Annotated in this window: 21 protein-coding genes and 1 riboswitch; of the genes, 12 read left to right on the forward strand and 9 right to left on the reverse strand. The window is 57.1% G+C overall.

The features are described from left to right. Positions 1–11: 11 nt before the first annotated feature. The 6 genes from ftsL to ilvI all read right to left on the reverse strand — a co-directional run bounded on the left by ftsL (position 12) and on the right by ilvI (position 5,648). The gene (gene ftsL, locus GVJ63_RS07440; RefSeq protein ID WP_003854764.1) at positions 12–332 is read right to left on the reverse strand and encodes a cell division protein FtsL; all 321 of its coding nucleotides are present in this window, start codon (positions 330–332) and stop codon (positions 12–14) included. After that, positions 329–1,270, reverse strand: a complete 942-nt coding sequence (gene rsmH, locus GVJ63_RS07445; protein WP_010253859.1) for a 16S rRNA (cytosine(1402)-N(4))-methyltransferase RsmH — start codon at positions 1,268–1,270, stop codon at positions 329–331. The genes ftsL and rsmH overlap by 4 nt, the downstream gene beginning before the upstream one ends. 2 nt (positions 1,271–1,272) lie before the next feature. Continuing rightward, a complete protein-coding gene (mraZ, locus tag GVJ63_RS07450) occupies positions 1,273–1,731 on the reverse strand; it encodes a division/cell wall cluster transcriptional repressor MraZ (protein WP_009092149.1) in 459 nt (152 codons plus the stop codon). Positions 1,732–2,225: 494 nt separating this feature from the next. Further along, on the reverse strand, positions 2,226–3,236 hold the full coding sequence (gene cra / locus GVJ63_RS07455) for a catabolite repressor/activator (protein WP_159226643.1): 1,011 nt from the start codon (positions 3,234–3,236) through the stop codon (positions 2,226–2,228). Between the two features lie 196 nt (positions 3,237–3,432). Then, positions 3,433–3,924, reverse strand: coding sequence for an acetolactate synthase small subunit (gene ilvN, locus GVJ63_RS07460; RefSeq protein WP_003854770.1), 492 nt, complete (start codon positions 3,922–3,924; stop codon positions 3,433–3,435). Between the two features lie 2 nt (positions 3,925–3,926). Next, a complete protein-coding gene (ilvI, locus tag GVJ63_RS07465) occupies positions 3,927–5,648 on the reverse strand; it encodes an acetolactate synthase 3 large subunit (protein ID WP_124889690.1) in 1,722 nt (573 codons plus the stop codon). Positions 5,649–6,379: 731 nt separating this feature from the next. Between ilvI and leuL the strand changes: the two genes are divergently transcribed. From leuL to leuD, 5 genes are all read left to right on the forward strand, one after another. Continuing rightward, complete coding sequence (gene leuL / locus GVJ63_RS22530) at positions 6,380–6,463, forward strand: leu operon leader peptide (protein ID WP_099257765.1); 84 nt, start codon at positions 6,380–6,382, stop codon at positions 6,461–6,463. A gap of 89 nt (positions 6,464–6,552) precedes the next feature. Beyond that, the gene (gene leuA, locus GVJ63_RS07475) at positions 6,553–8,115 is read left to right on the forward strand and encodes a 2-isopropylmalate synthase (RefSeq protein ID WP_010253843.1); all 1,563 of its coding nucleotides are present in this window, start codon (positions 6,553–6,555) and stop codon (positions 8,113–8,115) included. A 2-nt stretch (positions 8,116–8,117) separates the two neighbouring features. Beyond that, positions 8,118–9,209 (forward strand): 3-isopropylmalate dehydrogenase, encoded by a 1,092-nt coding sequence (gene leuB / locus GVJ63_RS07480; protein ID WP_010253841.1) that lies wholly within the window; start codon positions 8,118–8,120, stop codon positions 9,207–9,209. Between the two features lie 4 nt (positions 9,210–9,213). Then, a complete protein-coding gene (gene leuC, locus GVJ63_RS07485; RefSeq protein WP_022625402.1) occupies positions 9,214–10,620 on the forward strand; it encodes a 3-isopropylmalate dehydratase large subunit in 1,407 nt (468 codons plus the stop codon). A gap of 3 nt (positions 10,621–10,623) precedes the next feature. Continuing rightward, entirely contained in the window at positions 10,624–11,229 is a 606-nt protein-coding gene (gene leuD, locus GVJ63_RS07490; protein ID WP_010253835.1) for a 3-isopropylmalate dehydratase small subunit, read from the forward strand. A 470-nt stretch (positions 11,230–11,699) separates the two neighbouring features. Here leuD and GVJ63_RS07495 read toward each other — a convergent pair whose 3' ends face one another. Further along, the gene (locus tag GVJ63_RS07495) at positions 11,700–12,878 is read right to left on the reverse strand and encodes an MFS transporter (RefSeq protein ID WP_022625401.1); all 1,179 of its coding nucleotides are present in this window, start codon (positions 12,876–12,878) and stop codon (positions 11,700–11,702) included. A gap of 253 nt (positions 12,879–13,131) precedes the next feature. On the opposite strand from GVJ63_RS07495, the gene sgrR reads away from it, so the two are divergent. From sgrR to thiQ, 4 genes are all read left to right on the forward strand, one after another. Next, positions 13,132–14,793 (forward strand): HTH-type transcriptional regulator SgrR, encoded by a 1,662-nt coding sequence (sgrR, locus tag GVJ63_RS07500; RefSeq protein ID WP_159226644.1) that lies wholly within the window; start codon positions 13,132–13,134, stop codon positions 14,791–14,793. A gap of 35 nt (positions 14,794–14,828) precedes the next feature. After that, positions 14,829–14,931, forward strand: a riboswitch (TPP riboswitch). Positions 14,932–14,977: 46 nt separating this feature from the next. Further along, a complete protein-coding gene (thiB, locus tag GVJ63_RS07505) occupies positions 14,978–15,964 on the forward strand; it encodes a thiamine ABC transporter substrate binding subunit (protein WP_159226645.1) in 987 nt (328 codons plus the stop codon). Beyond that, positions 15,940–17,550 carry a thiamine/thiamine pyrophosphate ABC transporter permease ThiP gene (thiP, locus tag GVJ63_RS07510; protein ID WP_159226646.1) on the forward strand — a complete coding sequence of 537 codons (1,611 nt, stop codon included), beginning with the start codon at positions 15,940–15,942 and terminating at the stop codon, positions 17,548–17,550. Before thiB ends, thiP begins: the two co-directional genes overlap by 25 nt. Next, a complete protein-coding gene (thiQ, locus tag GVJ63_RS07515) occupies positions 17,534–18,235 on the forward strand; it encodes a thiamine ABC transporter ATP-binding protein ThiQ (RefSeq protein ID WP_159226647.1) in 702 nt (233 codons plus the stop codon). The genes thiP and thiQ overlap by 17 nt, the downstream gene beginning before the upstream one ends. 5 nt (positions 18,236–18,240) lie before the next feature. On the opposite strand, the gene GVJ63_RS07520 is transcribed toward thiQ, so the two are convergent. Then, positions 18,241–19,005 (reverse strand): DedA family protein, encoded by a 765-nt coding sequence (locus GVJ63_RS07520; protein WP_010253821.1) that lies wholly within the window; start codon positions 19,003–19,005, stop codon positions 18,241–18,243. 168 nt (positions 19,006–19,173) lie between these two features. Between GVJ63_RS07520 and polB the strand changes: the two genes are divergently transcribed. The 3 genes from polB (at position 19,174) to rluA (ending at position 25,286) form a co-directional block, all read left to right on the forward strand. After that, a complete protein-coding gene (gene polB / locus GVJ63_RS07525) occupies positions 19,174–21,534 on the forward strand; it encodes a DNA polymerase II (RefSeq protein ID WP_122959292.1) in 2,361 nt (786 codons plus the stop codon). Positions 21,535–21,686: 152 nt separating this feature from the next. After that, the gene (gene rapA / locus GVJ63_RS07530) at positions 21,687–24,593 is read left to right on the forward strand and encodes an RNA polymerase-associated protein RapA (RefSeq protein WP_062759481.1); all 2,907 of its coding nucleotides are present in this window, start codon (positions 21,687–21,689) and stop codon (positions 24,591–24,593) included. Between the two features lie 39 nt (positions 24,594–24,632). Further along, positions 24,633–25,286, forward strand: coding sequence for a bifunctional tRNA pseudouridine(32) synthase/23S rRNA pseudouridine(746) synthase RluA (gene rluA / locus GVJ63_RS07535; protein WP_010253813.1), 654 nt, complete (start codon positions 24,633–24,635; stop codon positions 25,284–25,286). A 67-nt stretch (positions 25,287–25,353) separates the two neighbouring features. Here rluA and djlA read toward each other — a convergent pair whose 3' ends face one another. Then, positions 25,354–26,163, reverse strand: coding sequence for a co-chaperone DjlA (djlA, locus tag GVJ63_RS07540; RefSeq protein ID WP_010253811.1), 810 nt, complete (start codon positions 26,161–26,163; stop codon positions 25,354–25,356). Between the last annotated feature and the right edge of the window lie 74 nt (positions 26,164–26,237).

Below are 26,237 nucleotides of genomic sequence, written 5' to 3' on the forward strand. Positions count from 1 at the left end.
ATCTGAGGTCCTTATTTCTGCACCACGATATTTTCTTGTGAAGGATCAACGTGCTGCAGTTGCAGCTTCTCGGTGGCGATGCGTTCAACACGGCTGTGATCGCCCAGTGCATTCTCTTCCAGGATCAGGTTGCGCCACTCGATATCGAGTGCGTCACGCTCCAGCACCAGCTGTTCGCGCTGCGCGGTTAACAGTCGTGTTTTATGGGTGGTGGTCACCACCAGCACGGCAGAAACCACCACAGCGATCAGCAACAGCACCGGAATCTTGCCTTTTCGCAGCAGATCCCCGCCGATAACGGCAGGCAGACTGTGACGCTCATTACCGATCATGCGTCGGTTTTCTCCGCGATACGTAATACCGAGCTGCGCGCGCGTGGGTTCTCAGAGACTTCAGCGTCACCCGGCGACATTTTGCCGAGCAACTTCAGTTCACGCCCACCCAGGGCACGCAGCTGATGTTCAGTCATGGGAATCCCAGGCGGCACCTGCGGTCCGCGACTCTGATCGCGCATAAAGCGCTTCACCAGCCGATCTTCCAGTGAATGGAAGCTGATAACAGAGAGACGACCCTGCGGAGCCAGCACTTCAACAGCGCCTTTCAGGGCAATATCGATCTCTTCCAGTTCGCTGTTAATCCAGATACGAATCGCCTGGAAGCTGCGCGTGGCCGGATGCTTAAACTTATCTTTTACCGGCATGGCGATTGAGATCACCTCAGCCAGTTCACGGGTCCGGGTCATCGGCTGTTCGCGATTACGCTCGACAATGGCCCGGGCGATGCGTTTGGCGAATCGCTCTTCACCGTAGGTCTTCAGGACAAACGCGATATCCGCCTCTTCTGCGTGCAGCAACCATTCTGCGGCGGAGTGCCCGCGCGACGGGTCCATTCGCATATCCAGCGGTCCGTCACGCATAAAGGAGAAGCCACGTTCGGCGTCATCCAGTTGCGGTGATGAAACCCCCAGGTCCAGCAAAATGCCGTCAATCTTTCCGACCAGATCCCGTTCAGAGACATACTCTGCCAGCGCGGAAAAAGGGCCATGAATAATTGAAAAACGCGGGTCGGTGATCTCTGCGGCAGCGGCGATAGCTTGCGGATCACGATCGATGGCGATCAGCTTTCCCTTCTCTCCCAGCTGCGAAAGAATCAGGCGTGAATGGCCACCACGACCAAAAGTGCCGTCGATGTAAATACCGTCTTCCCTGATATTGAGGCCGTTAACCGCCTCATCCAACAGCACGGTGGTATGTTTGAAATTTTCCTGCATAGCTATAGCGACAAGTCCTGCAACCGCTCAGATAAAGGCTCCTGAGCCGACTGTTCTGCGTCAATATCGTCCCTGACTTGTTGATACCAGGTCTGTTCATCCCACAGCTCAAACTTATTGAACTGTCCAACCAGCATCACTTCTTTGGTTAATTTTGCGTGCTGCCGAAGCGTATTCGCCAGCAGCAGGCGGCCTGCATTATCCATCTGACATTCACTGGCATGCCCCAGCAGCAAACGCTGCACGCGGCGCTCAAGTGGATTCATACTGGAAAGGCGTGCCAGCTTTTTTTCAATGATTTCCCATTCGGGCAGGGTATAAAGCAACAGGCATGGCTGGTGGAGGTCGATGGTACAGACCATCTGCCCCTGAGACTCCCCAATCAGCAAATCGCGATATCGCGTAGGTACGGCGAGCCGCCCTTTGCTGTCGAGATTGACTAACGTTGCTCCGCGGAACATGCCAGTCTCTTCTCCTCATCACCCATTTACGCCACTTTATCCCACTTTTTACCACGAAACGAGTTTAAGGATCCCATGAAATCCTTGTCAAGCCGGAGCGGCAGGTGAATATCACTATTTACAGAGTGAAGAATTAATCTCTGGCGACGATATAAACGAATAAAAGGGGAAAGTAAAAATTAAGCCGATGAATACCTGAATAAAAAAAACGACCCGGGAAAAAACGACTAAAAATGAAACAATGTAAAGGGCTAAATATTAATCGTGGTTTCTGAGACAGCGGCGGCATTTTAGGGGATTTCCGAAAGGAAGCCCAGCGGCTTCAGGCCAGACGGGAAAGTAAGTTTGTTGAAGTTGTAAGCAGATAATAAAAATAACCCTTTCTGCTTTGTTAGATTTGATGAGCAGAATTTACGCTTTTTTACGTCGACCTGTTTATTTAATCAGTTAAATCGTTAAATAAAAGAGGCGGGCAGCGTAATACTGCCCGTGACTCATTTAACTTTTCGGCTTAATTGTCCGCGACGGTATAAATTACGGCGAATGCGGGTTAACCCGGGTTTTGGTTTTCTGGGTTCATCCAGCGAGGCTAAAACTAATTCCAGCACGCGCTCTGCCACGTCGCGATGACGCTGACCCACCGCCAGCACCGGACACTCAAGAAAGTCCAGTAATTCGTGGTCGCCAAAGGTGGCGATGGCCAGCTCGGTCGGAAGCCGTCCGTCTCGTTTCAGCGTCACATCCATCACACCCTGCAGCAGACCAAATGAGGTGGTAAAAAGCGCCTCCGGCATCGGGTGATCTTCAAGGTATTGTTCAAACAGTGCTGCGGCGGCTGTGCGTTCGAAGCTATTGCAGTAGATATAGTCAATCGGCCGGGGATCGTCTTTCCATGCATCGCGGAACCCCAGCTCGCGCAGGAAACTTACCGACAGCTCGGGTAATGCACCGAGGAACAGCACATTTTTGACCTCAAGCTGACGCAGTTCAGCCGCCAGCATATAGGCATCGTCCTGATCGGCACCCACTACGCTGGTGAAATGTTCACGATCCAGCGCGCGATCTAACGCAATAATCGGCAGGGGATCGTTGATCCAGCGCTGATAAAAGGGATGCTCTGGCGGTAACGAGGTAGAGACGATGATCGCATCGACCTGGCGCTGTAACAGATGCTCAATGCAGCGCATCTCGTTATCGGGCTGATCTTCAGAACAGGCGATCAGCAGCTGATAGCCGCGCTGACGGGCCTGCCGCTCAAGATAGTTCGCAATACGGGTATAACTGGTATTTTCCAGATCGGGGATCACTAACCCAATTGAGCGCGTACGCCCGGCGCGCAGCCCGGCAGCCACCGCATTGGGGTGATAATTATGCTCACGTACCACCGCCATGACTTTCTCAACGGTTTTGTCGCTGACACGATACTGCCGCGCTTTGCCATTGATCACATAACTGGCCGTGGTGCGCGACACGCCTGCCAAACGCGCAATTTCATCCAGTTTCACGATAACCCCACCATCAAATCCGCTTTTACGGCAGAAATAGCCGCAGTTAAGCTATGGATAACTCATGGCTATCATCTAACAGCAGAAAAGTGCGCGGAGCAACCGCTTTTCTGAATGTAACTCGCCTGGCGCATAAAAAATAAAAAAACCCGGCATTTCGCCGGGTTAGGTGAGGATTGATGATGACGCTGCGTGATTAACGCATGATACGATCGCCGCGTGAAACGCCGACGATACCGGAGCGTGCCACTTCAACAATTTCGGCAACATCGCGGACGGTACTCAGGAAGGCGTCCAGTTTGTCACTGGTGCCTGCCAGCTGAACCGTGTACAGCGTCGGCGTCACGTCGATGATCTGACCGCGGAAGATCTCGGCGTTACGCTTCACCTCTTCGCGGCCATAACCGCTCGCCTGAATCTTCACCAGCATGATTTCGCGCTCAACATAGGCGCCCTGCCCCAGCTCGGTAACGCGCAGCACATCTACCAGCTTGTGCAGCTGCTTTTCAATCTGCTCCAGCACCTTTTGATCGCCCACCGTCTGAATGGTCATCCGCGACAGCGTAGGATCATCCGTTGGTGCCACGGTCAGGCTCTCAATGTTATAGCCGCGCTGTGAGAACAGGCCGACGACACGGGATAATGCGCCGGATTCGTTCTCCAGCAGAACTGATAAAATACGACGCATAATTATGTCCTCTCCGTTTTGCTCAACCACATCTCATCCATGCTGCCACCGCGAATCTGCATCGGGTAAACATGCTCGCTACCGTCAACGGTGACATCCACAAATACCAGACGTCCCTTCGCCAGGGTTTCCAGCGCCAGCGCCAGTTTCTCTTCCAGCTCAGCCGGGTGCTCAATCGCGATCCCGACGTGGCCGTAGGCTTCCGCCAGACGCACGAAGTCAGGCAGTGACTCCATATAAGACTGGGAGTGACGACCGGAGTAGATCATATCCTGCCACTGCTTCACCATGCCCAGCACCCGGTTGTTCAGGTTCAGCACCAGCACCGGCAGATCGTACTGCAGCGCGGTGGAAAGCTCCTGAATGTTCATCTGGATACTGCCATCGCCCGTTACGCAGATGACTGTTTCGTCCGGCAGCGCCATCTTCACGCCCAGCGCAGCGGGCAGGCCAAAGCCCATGGTGCCCAGACCACCGGAGTTGATCCAGCGACGCGGTTTATCGAAAGGATAATAGAGCGCAGCAAACATCTGGTGCTGGCCCACATCCGAGGTCACATACGCATCGCCTTTGGTCAGACGGCTGATGGTTTCAATCACCGCCTGCGGCTTGATTTTGTCGCTGGTGCGATCAAATTCCAGGCAGTGACGACTGCGCCAGCCCTCAATCTCCTGCCACCAGTCGTGCAGGCTCTCAGCGCGCTGGCTTTCGTTTTGCGCCAGTAACTCCAGCATCTGCTGCAGCACCTGCTTCGCATCACCGACAATCGGGATATCCGCCGCCACCGTCTTAGAGATAGAGGTCGGGTCGATATCGATATGCATCACCGTGGCGTTGGGACAATACTTCGCCAGGTTGTTGGTGGTGCGGTCATCAAAGCGAACACCAATACCAAAAATCAGGTCGGTATTGTGCATCGTCATGTTGGCTTCGTACGTGCCGTGCATACCGAGCATGCCAACGCACTGACGATGAGTGCCAGGGAACGCGCCCAGGCCCATCAGCGAGGTCGTCACCGGAATATTCAGGCTTTCGGCCAGCTTTAACAGTTCGGCTTCGCAGCCTGCGGTAATGGCACCACCACCGGCGTAGATCACCGGCTTCTTCGCGGCCAGCAACGTGGTCAGCGCACGCTTAATCTGACCTTTATGGCCCTGAATAGTCGGATTGTAGGAGCGCATGCTCACCGTATCCGGCCAGTGATAAGGCAACTTGTTGGCCGGATTCAGAATATCTTTCGGCAGATCGATCACCACCGGCCCCGGACGTCCGGTGGAAGCCAGCCAGAACGCCTTTTTCAACACGGTTGGGATCTCTTCGGTACTTTTCACCAGGAAGCTGTGCTTCACTACCGGACGAGAGATGCCGACCATGTCGCACTCCTGAAAGGCGTCATAGCCAATCAGCGACGAGGGAACCTGACCCGAGAGGATCACCAGCGGAATCGAGTCCATATAGGCGGTGGCGATACCGGTAATCGCATTGGTTGCGCCGGGTCCGGAGGTGACGAGCACCACGCCGACTTCACCGGTGGCGCGCGCCAGGCCGTCAGCCATGTGCACCGCACCCTGCTCATGACGCACCAGAATGTGATCGATACCCCCGACGGTTTGCAGCGCATCATAGATATCCAACACTGCGCCACCCGGATAACCGAATACCTGCTTAACGCCCTGATCGATTAACGAACGGACGACCATTTCGGCTCCTGACAACATCTCCATCTTCTGCCTCCAGGCTTGCGGACCCGGCTCTGTTAATACGCCCGTTAGCGCGTACCACAAAGCCCTGGTGCCTGCTTTGCCAATCAAAATCTTATGTTTATGCATGACAGCGGAAACAACTGCCGCTGTCCGGTTACAGAGAAATCTGTTGAGTTTATTTTTCTGAGAGTAGGTCGATTACCATAACCGCAGTTAACCGGGCAGGCAAACCGCAAACCCACGTAAATTAAAAGGCAGGGGCGTAAAGGCTCTGCCCGATAAGAATTGGCTGCGCGGATTAAACTAATTACGCGGCAGAACCGCAGAGGAAAATGCTGATTAAGAAATTATTTTCAGCGTGATCTAAGAAATAACGAAAACTTATTACCCGGCTGCCCTGGCCCACAATCGCCTGACACTTTTCTTTTCTGGCGTAATTAACCATTAAATCGTTGAAGCACATTCGATTATGCTAAAGAGCAGGTGATATATCCTGTATCCCCGTGAGACACCCTCCCGATAAAGTCTTTAATTTTCAACATAATAAAATCAAAGACCCGCAGAATCAGTGCTCATTCCCGGGTCGATTGCCTCCGCAGCCACTACGGCGCTGTTCATTACGCTGCCTGACCGTTAAATAACAGAATATCTTCCTCTGACACCACTAAGAATACCCCTGCATTGAAGGTTGACATCCCTGAGTGATTCCAGTACCAATATGTACAGCACAACATTTTATAAGGTTTGAATCCATGTTTCGTTCTGTTCGCCTTCTCGGTCTACTACTAAACGCACTCAGCTTGCGCGGTAGACTTGTGGGCGGAATCAAACACTGATTCAAACCTGCTGAAAGTTAAAAACCCGCGCCTGTCGCGGGTTTTTTTATGCTCGTTGCCAGGCCAGAAAAAGCATAAGGATGATTACGATGAGCCAGCAAGTCATTATTTTCGATACCACTCTGCGCGACGGTGAGCAGGCATTACAGGCCAGCCTGAGTGTGAAAGAAAAATTGCAGATTGCTTTAGCGCTGGAGCGCATGGGCGTGGATGTGATGGAAGTCGGTTTCCCGGTCTCCTCACCGGGCGACTTTGAGTCTGTGCAGACCATTGCGCGCACCATTAAAAACAGTCGGGTTTGCGGTCTGGCACGCTGTGTGGAAAAAGATATTGATGCGGCGTACGAATCACTGCGTGTTGCCGAAGCCTTCCGTATTCATACCTTTATCGCCACCTCGCCGATGCACATCGCCACCAAACTGCGCAGCACGCTGCCGGAAGTGATTGAGCGTGCGGTGCATATGGTGAAACGTGCGCGTAATTATACCAGCGACGTTGAGTTCTCCTGCGAAGATGGCGGCCGTACCCCGATTGATGACCTGTGCCGGATGGTAGAAGCCACGATTAACGCCGGTGCCACCACCATCAACATCCCGGACACCGTTGGCTACACCTTGCCAGGCGAGTATGCCCACATCATCGGCGAACTGATGAATCGCGTTCCTAACATCGACAAAGCAATTATCTCTGTTCACACCCACGATGACCTGGGTATGGCAACCGGCAACGCCCTGGCTGCCGTACAGGCGGGCGCGCGTCAGGTTGAAGGAACGATGAATGGCCTGGGTGAACGTGCCGGTAACTGTGCGCTGGAAGAGGTGATCATGGCGATTAAAACCCGCCAGCAGATCATGAACGTGCATACCAATATCAATCATCAGGAAATCTACCGTACCAGCCAGATGGTCAGCCAGATCTGCAACATGCCGATCCCGGCGAACAAGGCAGTGGTCGGCTCTAACGCCTTCGCTCACTCCTCGGGTATTCATCAGGATGGCGTGCTGAAGAACCGCGAGAACTATGAAATCCTGACGCCGGAATCGATCGGCTTACACAAAATCCAGCTGAACCTGACCTCACGTTCTGGCCGCGCGGCGGTAAAACATCGTATGGAAGAGATGGGCTATGCCGAGCAGGATTACAATCTGGATACGCTGTATGACGCCTTCCTGAAACTGGCCGATAAAAAAGGTCAGGTTTTCGATTACGACCTGGAAGCGCTGGCCTTCATCAACAAGCAGAATGAAGAGCCGGAACATTTCCAGCTGCACGAATTTAACGTCCAGACCGGTTCCAGCATCACCGCCACCGCCTCTGTCAATCTGGGCTGCGGCGATGTCGCTAAATCGGATGCAGCCACCGGTAATGGCCCGGTTGACGCGGTCTACCAGGCGATTAACCGTATCACCCAGTTCGACGCTGAGCTGGTTAACTACAAGCTGACCGCGAAAGGCCACGGCGAGAATGCGCTGGGTCAGGTCGATATCGTCGTGAGCTACAACGGCCGCAAGTTCCACGGCATTGGTCTGGCGACCGATATTGTGGAGTCCTCCGCCAAAGCGATGGTCAACGCTCTGAACAATATCTGGCGTGCCCGTCAGGTTGAACAAGAATTGCAGCGCAAATTTAAAGATCAGAAGGAAACCGTATAACCATGTCCAGCTCATCTCATATCGCAGTTTTACCCGGTGATGGTATCGGCCCGGAAGTGATGGCGCAGGCTATGAAAGTGCTGGATGCCATTCGTCAGCGCTTTGATATCCAGATCACCACCCAGGAGTATGCGGTCGGCGGCATTGCTATCGATCAGCATGGTGAACCCCTGCCACCCGCAACGGTTGCAGGCTGCGAGCAGGCCGACGCGATTCTGTTTGGTTCCGTTGGCGGCCCGAAGTGGGAGCACTTACCGCCGGCATCACAGCCGGAGCGCGGTGCGCTGCTGCCGCTGCGCAAACATTTTAAGCTGTTCAGTAACCTGCGTCCGGCTGCACTCTACAGCGGACTGGAGGCGTTTTGCCCGCTGCGCGCCGACATTGCTGCCAAAGGCTTCGACATTCTGTGCGTGCGTGAACTGACCGGCGGCATCTACTTTGGTCAGCCGAAAGGACGTGAAGGCAGCGGCCCGGAAGAGCGTGCATTTGATACCGAAGTTTATCACCGTTTCGAAATTGAGCGCATCGCCCGCATCGCGTTTGAATCGGCGCGCAAACGTCGCAATAAAGTCACCTCGGTTGATAAAGCCAACGTGCTGCAGACCTCCGTGATGTGGCGTGAAATCGTCAACGAAGTGGCCAAAGAGTACCCGGACGTGCAGCTGAGCCACATCTATATCGACAACGCCACCATGCAGTTGATCAAAGACCCGTCGCAGTTTGACGTGCTGCTCTGCTCCAACCTGTTCGGCGATATTCTCTCTGATGAGTGCGCCATGATTACCGGCTCGATGGGGATGCTGCCTTCCGCCAGCCTGAATGAAGCGGGCTTTGGCCTGTTCGAACCCGCGGGTGGCTCGGCGCCGGATATCGCCGGTCAGAATATTGCCAACCCGGTCGCCCAGATCCTGTCGCTGTCGCTGCTGCTGCGTTACAGCCTGAATGCCGATGAGGCTGCCGACAGTATCGAACGCGCCATCAGCCGTGCGCTGGAACAGGGCTATCGCACCAAAGATTTAGCCGGTGATGGCCCAGCGGTCAGCACAGATGAGATGGGCAGCATCATTGCCCGCTTTATCGCCGAGGAAAAATAAAAAAATGAAAACCTTATACCAGAAGTTATTTGATGCACATGTCGTCCACGAAACGCCAGAAGAAACGCCGTTACTCTACATTGATCGCCATCTGATCCATGAGGTGACCTCGCCCCAGGCCTTTGATGGTCTGCGCGCCCACGGACGTAAAGTCCGTCAGCCGGGCAAAACCTTTGCCACGATGGATCACAACGTTTCTACGCAGACCAAAGATATCAATGCGTCGGGCGAGATGGCGCGTATTCAGATGCAGGAACTGATGAAGAACTGCGCTGAGTTTGGCGTACAGCTGTATGACCTGAATCATCCGTTCCAGGGCATCGTCCACGTTATCGGTCCTGAGCAGGGCATGACGCTGCCGGGCATGACGATTGTGTGCGGTGACTCGCACACCGCCACGCACGGTGCGTTTGGCTCGCTGGCCTTTGGTATCGGCACCTCTGAAGTTGAACATGTGTTTGCTACCCAGACCCTGAAACAGGGTCGGGCAAAAACCATGAAGATTGAAGTGCTGGGCCAGGCGTCAACCGGCATTACGGCTAAAGATATCGTGCTGGCGATCATCGGCAAAACCGGCAGCGCAGGCGGAACCGGCTATGTGGTCGAATTCTGCGGTCCGGCGATTCAGGCGCTGAGCATGGAAGGTCGTATGACCCTGTGCAACATGGCGATTGAGATGGGTGCGAAAGCGGGCCTGGTGGCACCGGATGAGACCACCTTCAACTATCTGAAAGGTCGTCAGTTCTCGCCGCAGGGTGAGAAATGGGAGCAGGCCGTTGATTACTGGCGCACTCTGAAGTCTGACGAAGGCGCGAAATATGATGCGGTGGTAACGCTGCATGCTGAAGAGATTGCACCGCAGGTCACCTGGGGCACCAATCCGGGTCAGGTCATTGCCGTTGATCAGGTGATCCCGAATCCGGCCTCGTTCGCCGATCCGGTTGAGCGCGCCTCAGCCGAAAAAGCCCTGGCCTACATGAACCTGCAGCCAGGCATCAGACTGACCGATGTGGCGATTGATAAAGTATTTATCGGCTCCTGCACCAACTCACGTATTGAAGATCTGCGTGCCGCCGCCGCCATCGCCAAAGGCCGCAAAGTGGCGCCTGGCGTGGTCGCCATGGTGGTGCCGGGTTCCGGCCCGGTGAAAGCGCAGGCCGAAGCGGAAGGTCTGGACAAAATCTTCCTGGAAGCGGGCTTTGAATGGCGTCTGCCAGGCTGCTCTATGTGTCTGGCGATGAACAATGACCGCCTGAATCCGGGCGAGCGTTGCGCGTCAACCAGCAACCGTAATTTTGAAGGCCGTCAGGGCCGTGGTGGACGTACTCATCTGGTCAGCCCGGCGATGGCCGCGGCGGCTGCCGTAACCGGCCACTTTGCCGACATCCGTGAACTGACGACAGGAGCTTAAATCATGGCGAATAAATTTACTCAGCACACCGGCATTGTTGCGCCGCTGGATGCCGCGAACGTCGATACGGACGCAATCATTCCCAAGCAGTTTTTGCAGAAGGTCACCCGCACCGGTTTTGGACAGCATCTGTTCCACGACTGGCGCTTTGAAGATGACGCGGGCACCGTGCCAACGCCCGGCTTTGTGCTGAACAAGCCTGAGTTCAAAGGCACCAGCATCCTGCTGGCGCGTGAAAACTTTGGCTGCGGCTCTTCACGTGAGCATGCGCCCTGGGCGCTGACTGATTTTGGTTTTCACGTGGTGATTGCGCCGAGCTTCGCGGATATCTTTTATGGCAACAGCTTCAACAACCAGCTGCTGCCGGTGAAGTTAAGCGAAGAGGAAGTGGATGAGCTGTTCAGACTGGTTGCGGACCAGCCCGGCATCAGCTTTACGGTAGACCTGGAGGCGCAGACGGTCACCGCTGGCGATAAAGTCTATTCGTTCGAGCTCGACAGCTTCCGCCGCCACTGCATGATTAACGGCCTGGACAGCATCGGTCTGACGCTGCAGCACGAAGCCTCCATTTCGCAGTATGAGCAGAATCAGCCCGCCTTCCTGCGCTAATTGAGTAAAATCAGGGCGACATTGGGTCGTAATGCTGATCAGTTAAGATTAGATTTGTAAAGGCTGTCACGGTCAAACGTGGCAGCTTTTTTTCCGGGCGAGCGAGCCGCAGTGCGGGCCAGCGCACCTCTTGCTGCTGCCGGGCCGTCCTCGCGCCGCTCACGCGGTACCTTCGGCTTTGAGCCTCCACTCTCGTGCCCTTCTTAACAATACACACTGAAGTTTCAGAGCAGGCCGGGGCCGGGCAGGGGCAGGCAATCCGCAGCGCTGAACAGAATGAGTCTGCCAGGAGAGCCCGCAGGACGCGGGCGAAAGGCGGGGCGGCACAGGATGTGCCATCCCCGGCGGTCCGTCAGGCAGAGGAATGAAGTGAAGGAACCGCGCAGCGGCGCGAGGACCGCCAGCCCCTGCCCGGCACCAGACTGCGTTATCACCTGTCGCTTAACTGACTGGCATTACGCCCTTCTTCTTTATACGTCGCGCACCCGTGCCGACATCACCAGCGCCACAATAGCCAGCCCGAATGCCAGCCAGTAAACCGCCTCATGTCCCAGTCGCTCACTGAGCGTTCCCTGAATCACCCCAGCCAGAATCATGCCGGTCGATATCGAGTTGGTGAACATGGTGGTCGCTGCACCAGGCCGTCCTGGCATCAGATCCTGAAACCACAGCATCCCTATGCCAGCAATAATCCCGACAAACACCGCGTTAAACAGCTGCAACACCATCAGCGACGTGCGGGAATTGAATAGCACCAGCCCCAGATAAAACAGTACGCCAGCCGCCACCGCGATCAGCATTAACCGGCGCTTGCCGATACGCCGCGCGTAATGTCCGGCCAGCAGCATCACCGGGATCTCCAGCCCTGCCGCCGTCCCCATCAGCAGACCGGCCAGCTTCTCGGGCAGGCCCAGCGTGGTGCTGATATAGAGCGGCATATCGATGATATACATAGTGTTGCAGGTCCACATCGCGACTGAGGCCAGGAACAGTAAACGCACATCCCGATCGCGCCAGCCACTTAGCGGCAGCCCGCCGCTTTGCATAAGAGGCTGCGAACGTGGCACCGACGGCACGGTGAACCAGATCAGCAGGATACAGATCAGAAACAGCGCGGCGGCCACCATAAATAGCGTCACAAAGCCGTAGTTCAGCGCCAGCGCGAAGGAGAGCGGCGGCCCAATCACCCACGCCAGCGACAGCTGCGCACGCATCACCGAACTGAACATCACCGCTTCACGCGCCGACTGATCGGCATATTCCCGCGCCAGCGCAAACAGCTGAGGCATCGAGACGCTGGCCAGCGCCGACAGCAGCACGCCCAGCGTCAGCAAGGTCAGATAGTGGCGGGTAAAAGCAAACAGCAGCGCATTGACCAGCGCCATCAGGCAGCAAAAGAGAATGATATGACGACGATCGCCGACGCTGTCAGAACGCTTTGCCACCAGCATGCTCACCACGATACCGGCCACCGCATTGATGGTGAAAAACAGTCCGACCCAGAAGGGCCGCGCCTGCACCTCGCGCGTCAGAAACAGGCTGAGCGTCGGCGCCTGCAGTGCGCCCGCGATGCCCAGCATGAACGAGGCGACCATAAAAGCGAGGTAAACCGGATTGATGCGGCGCTGCCGCGTTAACAGCGATTTCATACCGAAATCCCTTACAGAACAAACAGAGGGGAAAAAGAAGGGTAGACGATACCGCGCAACATGAAAAAAGCCAGCAGAGATCATCTGCTGGCGGTGTAAATGCACCCTACTCAGAAAAGCACTCCGCTGAACAGCGAAGTCAGGGTCGAACGCCATTCAGTGCTGAATGCCTCCCGCTCTTCCCATAACGTAAAGTTTGCTCTTAAAATAGGGCAAGAAAAACAGAGCGCTTTTCACCGGGAGTTCCTCTTTTATGTCCTCATCACGTCTGAAGCAGCAGTTCATTCGCCTGTGGCAGAGCTGTCAGGGGCAAACGCAGGAGATTACCCTTAGCGAACTGGCTGACCTGCTGCACTGCTCGCGCCGCCATATGCGCAATCTGCTCAACCGGATGCAGGCCGCGGGCTGGCTAATCTGGCAGGCGGAATCCGGACGCGGCAAGCGTTCACAGCTTACCTTCTGCTATACCGGACTGGCTTTGCAGCAGCAACGTGCCGAGGATTTGCTGGAGCAGGATCGCATCGATCAGCTGGTCCAGCTGGTGGGCGATAAAAATCAGGTACGGCAGATGATCGCCGCGCATCTGGGCCGCAGTTTCCGTCAGGGCAAGCATATCATGCGGGTGCTCTACTATCGTCCGCTGCTCAATCTGCTGCCCGGTTCGCCGCTGCGGCGCTCCGAAACCCACATTGCGCGACAGATTTTCAACGGCCTGACGCGGATAAATGAGGAAAACGGGGAAGTCGAGCCCGATATTGCGCACCACTGGCAGCAGACTTCCCCGCTTCACTGGCGCTTCTTTCTGCGTCCGGCGATTCGCTTTCATCACGGCAGAGAACTGGAGATGGAGGATGTGCTGGCCACGCTTGAGCGTCAGCGCCCTCATCCGCTCTTTTCCCATATCGAGCAGATCGACTCGCCCGCGCCCTGGACGCTGGATATCCGCTTAAGCCAGCCCGACGAGGGATTACCCTGGCTGCTGGGCAGCGTCAGTGCGATGATCCTGCCGCGCGAATGGCCGACACTGCACGATTTTGCCCGCCAGCCGGTTGGCACCGGTCCTTACCGGGTGATCCGCAATCAGGAGAGTCAGCTGAAGATCGAAGCGTTTGATGACTATTTTGGTTTTCGCGCCCTGATTGATGATGTCTCTATCTGGGTACTGCCCGACATCAGCGATGAGCTGGTCTATGCCGGTGTCCGTCTGCAGGGCGATGGAGCCGATGAGGTTCAGGAGGAGAGCCGCCTTGAAGAGGGCTGCTACTATCTGCTGTTCGACCAGCGTTCAGATCAGGGACGCAACGAGGCGGTCCGGCGCTGGGTCAGCTACCTGTTTAATCCTATCGCCCTGCTCAATCACGCCGGTGTCGGCTACCAGCGCTACTGGTTTCCGGCGTATGGCCTGCTGCCGCGCTGGCATCACCGGCGCGACCTGACGCCAGTGGAAAAACCGCCCGGCTTAACTCACCTGACGCTGACCTGGTACAGCCAGCACGTGGAGCATGAAGGCATCGCTAACGCGCTGCGTCCGCTATTGGCAGAACATGGCGTCACGCTGGAGACCCGCGAGATCAGCTACGAAAGCTGGTATCAGGGCGAAGCGGAAAGTGATATCTGGCTTGGCAGCGTGAACTTTACCCTGCCGCTGAATTATTCTCTGTTTGCGCAGCTTTATGAGATCCCGTTGCTGCATCACTGTCTGCCGATCGACTGGCACAGCGATGCGGCCCGCTGGCGCGAGAAAACGCTGCCGCTGGCCGAATGGAGTAAACAGTTAGTCGAAGAAGCGGGTCTGCATCCGCTGTTTCACCACTGGCTGCTGCTTGAAGGTCAGCGCAGCATGCGCGGCGTTCGGATGAATACGCTGGGCTGGTTTGATTTTAAATCCGCCTGGTTCGCGCCACCCGCGCTGTGAGGCTTTCGCCCCGGCGCTGAAATGACTAGAATGTGACGTTCTCAACGGGGTGCCGCCAGCCACCAGCAAGCAGCTGAGAGATACCCGTCGAACCTGATTCGGTTAATACCGACGTAGGGATTTGGGAGGCCTCTGTGCTCAGATCCTTTGCGACTCATCCCCTATTCTCCTGAAGGAGCGCAAAGTGTTAAACAAAGTTCTGCCGGTGCTGCTGTTACTCTCCGCCCCCGTTCTGGCGGCTAAGCCGGTTCTCACGGTCTACACCTACGACTCCTTCTCCGCTGACTGGGGCCCTGGCCCGGCGGTTAAAAAAGCCTTCGAGGCGCAGTGCAACTGCGAGCTGAAATTCGTCACGCTGGAAGATGGCGTGTCGCTGCTGAACCGCGTGCGCATGGAAGGGAAAAACAGCAAAGCCGATCTGGTACTGGGGCTGGATAACAATCTGGTACAGGCGGCGCAGAAAACCGGTCTGTTTGCCGAAAGTCAGGTCGATTCCTCGACATTAAAACTGCCCGGCGGCTGGCACAACACCACTTTCGTGCCGTTTGATTATGGCTACTTCGCGTTTGTCTATGACAAAACCCGGCTGAAGAATCCGCCAAAAAGCCTGAAAGAGCTGGTCGACAGCCCGGAGAAGTGGCGGGTGATCTACGAAGATCCCCGTACCAGCACCCCCGGCTTAGGCCTGCTGTTGTGGATGCAGAAAGTCTATGGCGATCAGACACCGCAGGCGTGGCAGAAGCTGGCGCAGAAAACCGTGACGGTGACCAAAGGCTGGAGTGAAGCCTATGGCCTGTTCCTCAAGGGCGAAGGCGATCTGGTGCTGAGCTACACCACCTCACCGGCTTACCACATCATCGAAGAGAAAAAAGAGAACTATGCCGCCGCGCCGTTTGCAGAGGGCCACTATCTGCAGGTTGAAGTTGCCGCGCAGTTAGCCAGCAGCAAGCAGCCGGCGCTGGCACAGCAGTTTATGAAGTTTATGGTGTCACCCGACTTCCAGCGCACGATTCCCACCGGTAACTGGATGTACCCGGTAATCGACACGCCACTGCCTGCCGGTTTTAGCGCGCTCATTGTGCCCGCCACCGCCCTGCAGTTCTCGCCGGAAGAGGTTGCCAGCCAGCGTTCAGGCTGGATCAGCCAGTGGCAACGCGCCGTCAGCCGCTGATGCCGCGCTGGCTTATCCCCGGTTCGCTCGCCACGCTGCTGTTAATCAGCGTGGCGCTGCTGGCCTTCGGTGCACTCTGGAGCGCCGCGCCAGAGAATGACTGGCGCAGCGTGCTGCAGGATGATTACCTGCATCACGTTATCGCCTTCTCTTTTGGTCAGGCGCTGCTCTCCGCACTGTTGTCGCTGCTGCCGGCGGTGCCGCTGGCGCGCGCGCTCTATCGACGCCGTTTCCCTGGCCGTCAGCTGCTGCTGCGTCTGTGCGCCATGACCCTGGTGCTGCCGGTGCTGGTGGCGGTATTTGGTCTGCTCACCGTCTATGGTCGTGTCGGCTGGCTGGCGCAGCTGTGCCAGCTGGCAGGGATTGATTACCACTTCTCTCCCTACGGTCTGTCGGGCATTTTGCTGGCGCACGTCTTCTTTAACCTGCCGCTGGCGACCCGCCTGATGCTGCAGGCGCTGGAGAGCATTCCGGCGGAACAGCGTCAGCTGGCGGCACAGCTCGACCTGCGCGGCTGGCACCATTTTCGTCTGCTGGAGTGGCCATGGCTGCGGCGTCAGCTGCTGCCGACCGGCGCGCTGATCTTCATGCTCTGTTTCGCCAGCTTTGCTACCGTGCTCTCACTGGGCGGCGGCCCGCAGGCGACGACCATCGAGCTGGCGATTTTCCAGGCGCTGAGTTATGACTACGATCCGGGGCGCGCAGCACTGCTGGCGCTGATCCAGCTTGGCTGCTGCGTGACGCTGGTGCTGCTCAGCCAGCGCTTCAGCAAGGCCATTCCCGCCGGAACCAGCCAGCTGAACGGCTGGCGCGATCCGCAGGATTCGCGCGGGGCGCAGCTGGTTGATGCGCTGCTGATCCTGCTGGCGCTGATCCTGCTGCTGCCCCCGCTGGCGGCGGTCATCATCGATGGTCTGCACGGCGGAGTGCGCGGCGCGCTGGCGCAGCCTGCTCTCTGGCAGGCGACGTTTACCTCACTGCGCATCGCCACCGGCGCCGGTCTGCTCTGTGTGGTGCTGACCATGATGCTGCTGTGGAGCAGCCGCGAGCTGCGCCTGCGTCAGCGCCCGGCGGCGGCAACCCTTATTGACACCAGCGGCATGCTGATTCTGGCGATGCCAGGCATCGTGCTCGCCACCGGCTTTTTCCTGTTGTTTAACGCCACCATTGGCCTGCCGGCGTCGGCGGACGGGCTGGTGATCTTCACCAATGCGCTGATCGCCATTCCCTATGCGCTGAAAGTGCTGGAGAACCCTATGCGTGACGTCGCGGAGCGTTACGGCAGACTCTGTGATTCGCTGGATATCCACGGCTGGAACCGGCTGCGGCTGATTGAACTGCGGGCGCTGAAACGTCCGCTGGCCCAGGCGCTGGCCTTTGCCTGCGTGCTGTCGATCGGTGATTTTGGCGTGGTGGCGCTGTTTGGTACTGCCGATTTCCGCACCCTGCCGTTCTACCTTTATCAACAGATCGGTGCCTATCGCGGTGCTGACGGTGCAGTGACCGCGCTGCTGCTGCTACTGCTCTGTTTGCTGCTGTTCACCCTGATGGAAAAATTACCAGGCCGCCATGCTGACACTGAATAACCTCACGTACCTTTATCAGCATCTGCCGATGCGCTTTAGTCTCAACGCCACCCGCGGCGAGCGCATCGCGATCCTCGGCCCCAGCGGGGCCGGTAAAAGCACCCTGCTGAGCCTGATTGCCGGTTTCCTGCCGGTAAAACAGGGCACCCTGATGATTGACGGCCAGGAGCACACCCACAGCGTGCCGGCCAGACGGCCCGTGTCGATGCTGTTTCAGGAGAACAACCTGTTTCCGCACCTCAGCGTGCAGCAGAACATGGCGCTGGGATTGCACCCCGGACTGAAGCTGAGCGCCGGGCAGCGCCAGCAGCTTGCTGCGCTGGCCGAGCAGGTGGGATTAGGCGATCTGCTGACGCGGCTGCCGGGCGAGCTGTCAGGCGGACAGCGACAGCGCGTGGCGCTGGCACGCTGTCTGCTGCGTGACCGTCCGGTGCTGCTGCTGGATGAGCCTTTTTCTGCGCTGGATCCCGCGCTGCGTGGAGAGATGCTGCAACTGGTGCGTTCGGTGTGTGAAGCGCGCAGCATCACGCTGCTGATGGTGTCGCACAGTCTGGAAGATGCCCAGCAGATTGCGCCGCGCAGCGTGGTGATTGTGGATGGCCGGGTTTACTGGGATGGCGAGACCCGGCAGTTACTGTCGGGCGACACGCGGGAGGCCGACGTACTCGGCATCCCGCGTCGTTAAGCGATTCAGGCGAAGAAAACCTGCCACAGCAGATGACGAAAAATGGGCATCATCGGATGGAACTGAATGCCGACGAAAGCCGCGACGGCAATCACCAGCCCCAGCGGCCCTGCCCAGCGCAGGCGCTCAGGCGGCAGCCAGGCCGATGCCCAGTCGCGACTCTTGCCGCTGCGCCACCAGCGCCAGCATAACCAGACACCCAGCCAGATCAGCAGTGCTGCGCCGAGTAACAGCCATTTAAAGCTGCCGCCCTGCGCGGCTTTGGGCACATCGATCGCCACACCCGCCAGAATACCGGGCAGCAGATAGAGCGGCGGCCAGAGAATGCAGCCGATAATATTTGGCGGCAGGAATTTACGCACCGGCAGCTCCAGCATACCGGCCGCCAGCGGGATCAGCGGACGCGTGGGGCCAACAAAGCGTCCGACCAGAATCGTAAACATGCTGTGCTGATGCAGGGCGTGCTCGGTTTTATCCAGCAGGCCTTTATACTTTTGCAGATACTTCCAGCGGTGCAGCGGCCCCTGAAATTTCCAGCCGATGCCGTAGGAAACCCAGTCACCAATCAGGCAGCCCGCAAAGCCCGCCGCCCAGGCCGGATAAAGGCCAAGTTCGCCACTGCCGACCAGCGCGCCCAGACTGGCCATCATCACCGTACCTGGCAGCAACAGCCCGACCAGCGCCAGCGACTCCAGAAACGTCACCAGCGCAACGGCAAACAGCGCCCACTCCAGGGACTGCGTAATCAGTTGTTGAATCCAGGCTTCCATAATCATCCTAAGTAAAAGCAGAAGGCTGGATTGTCCTGAGCCAGCCACACAGCGTCAAGGCAAGAATTGTAGGACAATGTTGACAAAAGCGGGTGGCGGGAACTGTATAAATATCCATGTTATACTGAAGCGGTTTTCTCATCCTGAAATGCTGAGTCCGGAGAACATCTGAATATGCCCCGTGCAGGTTTTCTGCTCACCCGCCACTGGCGCGACAGCCCGCATGGCACCGAAATTATCCTCTGGCTCGCGACCGATGCGGGCGCGCAGCGCGTGGTGCTGCCGGTGCAGGAGTCCGTCGCGTTTATTCCTGAGGAATTTCAGGCGCAGGTCAGCGAATTACTGAAAGATGAACGTCAGTTTCGGATTCAGTCGCTGGCGCTGAAAGATTTTCGGCGTCGCCCGGTTTTCGGCCTCTACTGCCAGCAGAACCGCCAGCTACAGCGCATTGAAAAACGGCTGCGCGAAGAAGGTATTCCGGTCTATGAAGCCGATATCCGTCCGCCGGAGCGCTACCTGATGGAGCGTTTTATTACCGCGCCGGTCTGGTTTGACGGCGAGCAGCGCGGTGACAGCGTGGTCAATGCGCGGCTCAAACCCCATCCCGACTATCGCCCGCCGCTGAAATGGGTCTCGCTGGACATTGAAACCACACAGCATGGCGAGCTTTACTGCATCGGGCTGGAGGGATGCGGTCAGCGCCAGGTCTTTATGCTCGGCCCGGCCAACGGTGATGCCAGCACGCTGGATTTCGAGCTGATCTATCTCGACAGCCGGCCGCAGTTACTTGAAGCGCTGAACCAGTGGTTTGCAGAGCATGATCCGGATGTCTTAATTGGCTGGAACGTCGTGCAGTTTGACCTGCGGGTGCTGCAAAAGCATGCCGATCGTTACGGCATTCCGCTGCGCCTGGGACGCCAGCAGGCCGCGCTGGAGTGGCGTGAACATGGCTTCAAACCCGGCGTATTTTTCGCTCAGGCCAGTGGCCGGTTGATTATCGATGGTATTGACGCGCTGAAATCGGCGTTCTGGGATTTTCCCTCATTCAGCCTGGAGTCGGTGTCGCAGCAACTGCTGGGAGAAGGGAAAGCGATTGATAATCCCTGGCAGCGCATGGAGGAGATCAACTGGCGCTTTGCCAACGATAAACCGGCGCTGGCGCGCTACAACCTGAAAGACTGCGAGCTGGTGACGCGCATTTTTCACAAAACGGCGATTATGCCGTTTCTGCTGGAACGCGCGGCGGTCAATGGACTGGCGGTGGATCGCCACGGCGGTTCGGTAGCGGCCTTTGGTCATCTCTATATTCCGCGGATGCATCGCGCCGGGTTTGTCGCCCCGAACATGGGTGATGTAGCCCCGGAAGCCAGTCCTGGCGGTTATGTGATGGATTCGCGCCCCGGCCTGTATGACTCAGTGCTGGTGCTGGATTACAAAAGCCTCTACCCGTCGATTATCCGCACCTTCCTGATTGACCCGGTGGGTCTGGTGGAAGGGCTGGCCCATCCTGATGATGCCGATTCGATTGAAGGTTTCCGTGAAGCGCGTTTTTCGCGGCATACCCACTGCCTGCCTGCGATAGTTGAACAGATCTGGCTGGGTCGCGAAGCGGCGAAAAAGCAGAATAATCAGCCGCTGTCCCAGGCGCTGAAAATCATCATGAACGCCTTTTACGGCGTGCTGGGCACCAGCGCCTGCCGCTTCTTTGATCCGCGACTCGCCTCTTCTATTACGCTGCGCGGTCACGCCATCATGCAGCAGACCCGAACGCTGATTGAGGCGGAAGGCTACGACGTCATCTATGGCGACACCGACTCCACCTTTGTCTGGCTGAAGTCGGCGCACAGTGAAGAAGATGCCGCCGCGATTGGTCAGCAGCTGGTGCAGAAAGTGAACGCCTGGTGGCGCGACCATCTGCAGCAGACGCAGGGGCTGACCAGCACACTGGAACTGGAGTATGAAAATCACTTCTGCCGTTTTCTGATGCCCACCATTCGCGGCGCGGAACAGGGCAGCAAGAAACGTTACGCCGGACTGATTCGTGACGCCGCCGGTGAGCGCATGGTCTTTAAGGGGCTGGAGTCGGTGCGAACAGACTGGACGCCGCTGGCAAAAGCGTTCCAGCAGCAGCTCTATCACCGTATCTTCCACCGTCAGCCGTGGCAGGATTATATCCGTACAACCGTGGCGCAGCTGCTGGCGGGTGAACTCGACGATCAGCTGATCTACAAAAAGCGGCTGCGGCGTCCGCTGAAAGAATATGAACGAAACGTGCCCCCGCACGTGCGCGCCGCCAGGCTGGCCGATGAGCACAATCGTAAATTAAACCGGCCCTTGCAGTACCAGAATGGTGGCCGGATCCGTTATGTCATCGCCACCGCAGGCCCCGAGCCACTGGAGGCGCGCAGCACGCCGCTGGACTATGACCACTACGTGACGAGGCAACTTCAGCCGGTCGCAGAGGGGATTCTGCCTTTTGTCGAAGGGGACTTTGCTACACTTATTACCGGACAGCTGGGGCTTTTTTGACAGGTGACGAACGTCCTGCCATCCAGTACCATAGCGCCCTTCCTGAAACTCACCGCTCTTAAGTACGCTCCAGGCCTTGTTGTCTGGCGGTAACGCTATTGCCTGAGCTTTGGGAACACCTCTAAAAACGTTAAAATTCGAGCAAAAAATATATGGTTTTTACATTAGGTCAGCGCTGGATTAGTGATACGGAAAGTGAACTGGGACTGGGCACCGTGGTGGCGATCGATACCCGCATGATCACCCTGCTGTTTCCGGCCACGGGGGAAAACCGCCTCTACGCCCGCAACGATTCGCCAGTTACCCGCGTCATCTTTAATCCGGGTGATACCATCACCAGCCACGAAGGCTGGCAGATGCGCGTCGATGAAGTACGCAACGAAAATGACCTGATGACCTATATCGGTACCCGTCTGGATACCGAAGAGAGCGAAGTGATGCTGCGCGAAGTCATGCTCGACAGCAAGCTGGTGTTCAGTAAGCCGCAGGATCGCCTGTTTGCCGGCCAGCTCGACCGGATGGATCGTTTTGCCCTGCGCTTCCGCGCCCGTAAATACCAGAGTGAGCAATATCGTCTGCCAATCAGCGGTTTACGCGGCATGCGCACCAACCTGATCCCTCACCAGCTGCATATCGCCCACGATGTCGGCCGTCGCCATGCGCCGCGCGTCCTGCTGGCCGATGAAGTTGGCCTGGGTAAAACTATTGAAGCCGGGATGATCATCCAGCAGCAGCTGCTGGCTGGCCGTGCCGACCGCATCCTGATTGTGGTACCTGAAACTTTACAGCATCAGTGGCTGGTCGAAATGCTGCGCCGCTTCAACCTGCGCTTTGCGCTGTTTGATGACGATCGCTATACCGAAGCGCAGCACGACAGCGATAACCCGTTTGAGACGGAGCAGCTGATTATCTGCTCACTGGACTTCGTGCGCCGTAACAAGCAGCGTCTTGAGATGCTGGCCGATGCCGAATGGGATCTGCTGGTGGTCGATGAAGCGCACCATCTGGCCTGGTCAGAAGGCGAGCCCAGCCGTGAATATCAGGTTATCGAACAGCTGGCTGAGAAAACCGCCGGGGTTCTGCTGCTGACCGCAACGCCGGAGCAGTTGGGCATGGAGAGTCACTTCGCCCGTCTGCGCCTGCTCGACCCTAATCGTTTCCATGACTTTGCCGCCTTTGTTGAAGAGCAGCAGCATTTCCGTCCGATTGCCGATGCCGTCACGGCGCTGCTGGCCGATAAAGCGATCTCCCAGGAGGAGATGAACCGGATCAACGATCTGGTCGGCGAGCAGGATATTGAGCCACTGCTGCAGGTCGCCAACAGCGACCGTGACGGCAAGCTGGAGGCGCGTCAGGAGCTGATCTCCATGCTGATGGACCGCCACGGCACCAGCCGCGTGCTGTTCCGTAACACCCGTAACGGGGTTAAAGGCTTCCCGAAACGCGAACTGCACCAGATCCGCCTGCCGCTGCCTGCGCAGTATCAGACGGCGATTAAAGTCTCCGGCATTATGGGCGCGCGCAAAAGTGCAGAAGAGCGGGCGCGTGACCTGCTCTATCCGGAGCAGATTTATCAGGAATTTGAAGGCGACAGCGGCACCTGGTGGAACTTCGATCCGCGCGTGGAATGGCTGATGGGCTATCTCACCACCAACCGCAAAGAGAAAGTGCTGGTGATCTGCGCCAAAGCGGCCACCGCGCTGCAACTGGAGCAGGTACTGCGTGAACGCGAAGGTATCCGTGCAGCGGTGTTCCACGAAGGTCTGTCGATCATTGAACGTGACCGTGCTGCCGCCTGGTTCGCCTCAGAAGAGAATGGCGCGCAGGTGCTGTTGTGCTCCGAGATCGGTTCTGAAGGCCGTAACTTCCAGTTTGCCAGCCGTCTGGTGATGTTCGACCTGCCGTTTAACCCGGACCTGCTGGAGCAGCGTATCGGTCGTCTGGATCGTATCGGTCAGGCACACGACATTCAGATTCTGGTACCGTGGCTGGAGCAGACCGCACAGGCGGTGCTGCTGCGCTGGTATCACGAAGGGCTGGACGCGTTTGAACACACCTGCCCGACCGGCCGGACAATCTATGACAGCGTCCATTCGCAACTGATCGGCTATCTGGCCGCGCCGGAAAACAGCGAAGGTTTTGATGCGTTTATCACCGACTGCCGTAAACAGCATGACGCGCTGAAACTGCAGCTGGAACAGGGTCGCGATCGCCTGCTGGAGCTGAACTCCAACGGCGGCGAATCGGCTCAGCTACTGGCCAATGCCATCAGCGAGCAGGATAACGACACAGGCCTGGTGAACTTCGCGCTCAACCTGTTTGATATCGTTGGTATCAATCAGGAAGATCGCAGCGATAACCTGATCGTGCTGACCCCTTCCGACCACATGCTGGTGCCCGATTTCCCTGGCCTGCCGGAAGATGGCTGCACCATCACCTTCAACCGCGATCAGGCGCTGTCGCGCGAAGATACCCAGTTCATTACCTGGGAACATCCGCTGATCCGCAACGGTCTGGATCTGATTCTGTCGGGCGATACCGGCAGCAGCGCACTGTCACTGCTGAAGAACAAGGCGCTGCCGGTGGGGACGCTGCTGGTCGAGCTGATCTATGTGGTTGAAGCACAGGCACCGAAGCATCTGCAGCTGACCCGGTTCCTGCCGCCAACGCCAATCCGTCTGCTGATGGATACCAAAGGCACTAACCTGGCGGACAAAGTGGAGTTCGAAAGCTTTAACCGTCAGCTGAATGCGGTTAACCGTCATACCGCCAGTAAACTGGTGAATGCGGTGCAGCAGGATGTGCATGCGATTCTGACCCAGGGCGAAGAGAGCGTGGTCAGCGAAGCGCGTGCGGTGATTGATGCAGCGCGTGCCGAAGCGAACGAGAAGCTGGGCGCAGAACTCTCCCGTCTCAACGCGCTGAAAGCGGTGAACCCGAACATCCGTGACGATGAAGTCGAGGCGCTGGAAAGCAACCGTGAACAGGTGCTGGAAAGTCTCGATCAGGCCAACTGGCGTCTCGACGCGCTGCGCCTGATTGTGGTGACACACCAGTAAGCTCAGGGGCCGCATGGCCCCTTATTTTTGGAAAGCCCCATGGAACCTTACAATCCACCGCGTGAACCCTGGCTGCACATCCTTTATCAGGATGCGCACATCATGGTGGTGAACAAACCCAGCGGTCTGCTCTCGGTACCCGGTCGGCTGGACGAACATAAAGATAGCGTGATGACGCGGGTTCAGCGTGATTTCCCGCAGGCTGAATCTGTCCACCGACTGGATATGGCGACCAGCGGCGTAATGGTCGTGGCGCTGACTAAGGCTGCTGAGCGCGAGCTGAAACGACAATTCCGTGAGCGGGAGCCTTCCAAGACTTACGTGGCCTGCATCTGGGGTCATCCGGCGAAGGAAGAGGGATTGGTTGATCTGCCGCTAATTTGCGACTGGCCAAATCGTCCGAAGCAGATGGTCTGCTTCGAGACCGGCAAAGCCGCGCAGACGGAATATCAGGTGCTGGAATATCGTGCGGATAACAGTGCGCGTGTTTCGCTGAAACCGATTACCGGCCGCTCACACCAGCTGCGGGTGCATATGCTGGCGCTGGGCCATCCGATTCTGGGGGATAACTTCTATGCGCATCCGGAGGCCAAAGCGATGGCGCCCCGTTTACTGCTGCATGCGGAGTCACTGACCATTACCCATCCGGCATTTGGTAATGCCATGACGTTTCGTCAGCCCGCCGATTTTTAAGGTTTACTGCTCGCCAGTCAGTCACCGTGGCCTCCTCTGTTGCAGAAGCGGCCACGGAACATGGTGTTTACTTAAAGCCTTTCTCTTTGCGAATCAGATCGTACGCCGCCTGGATTTCCTGGGCTTTCTGCTTCGCCATCTCCATCATCTCTGGCGGCAACCCTTTCGCTACCAGCTTGTCAGGATGATGTTCGCTCATGAGTTTGCGGTAGGCGCGTTTGATAGTGGTGGCGTCATCGCTGCTCTTCACACCCAGCACGCTACAGGCATCTTCCAGCGTTGGCCCGCGCTGCGCCTGCTGAAAACCGCCTGAACTGCGCTGACCACCGCCAAACTGCTGGCCACCTTCCATCATGCGCAGGAACTGATCAAACTGACCGCGTGAAATGCCCAGCTCTTCGGCAATCACATAGAGCACCTGTCGCTCATTAGGATGCAGTGAACCGTCGGCAAAGGCGGCCTGAATCTGGATCTCCAGGAACATCCGAATCAGATCAAACCGGCCAAAACAGGCGCTGCGCAGTTCACGCAGTTTGCTGCGTAACGGATAATCCGCCTGCTTGCCTTCGCGGAACGCGCGCTGGGCAGCCGTGCGAGAGTCACCGTGCAACTGCATCCGCTCCATTAACAGCGAAGCAATCTGAATATCCGCTTCCGTGACGCGCCCTTTTGACTTGGTCAGATGGCCCATCACCTGAAAGGTGGTGCTGAAAAACAGCGTCTGTCGGGTCTGATTATTTGAGAAGTAAGCCTTGCCTTGCGCGCCGCGTACTTTGTCAATCATATGGCCAATGATCAAACCGATCACAATACCCCAAAAGCCTGCGCCGGAAAGTAATCCCACCGCCAGACCCACAACTTTTCCCCAGTAGCGCATAAACTCCTCAATTCGCCATGCTTGCGGCTGAAAATTGCATTATCATACCTGTCATTTATCTCAGCGCCTAACGG

Source organism: Pantoea sp. 18059 (assembly GCF_902706165.1).
GTDB classification, from domain to species: Bacteria; Pseudomonadota; Gammaproteobacteria; order Enterobacterales; family Enterobacteriaceae; genus Pantoea; species Pantoea agglomerans.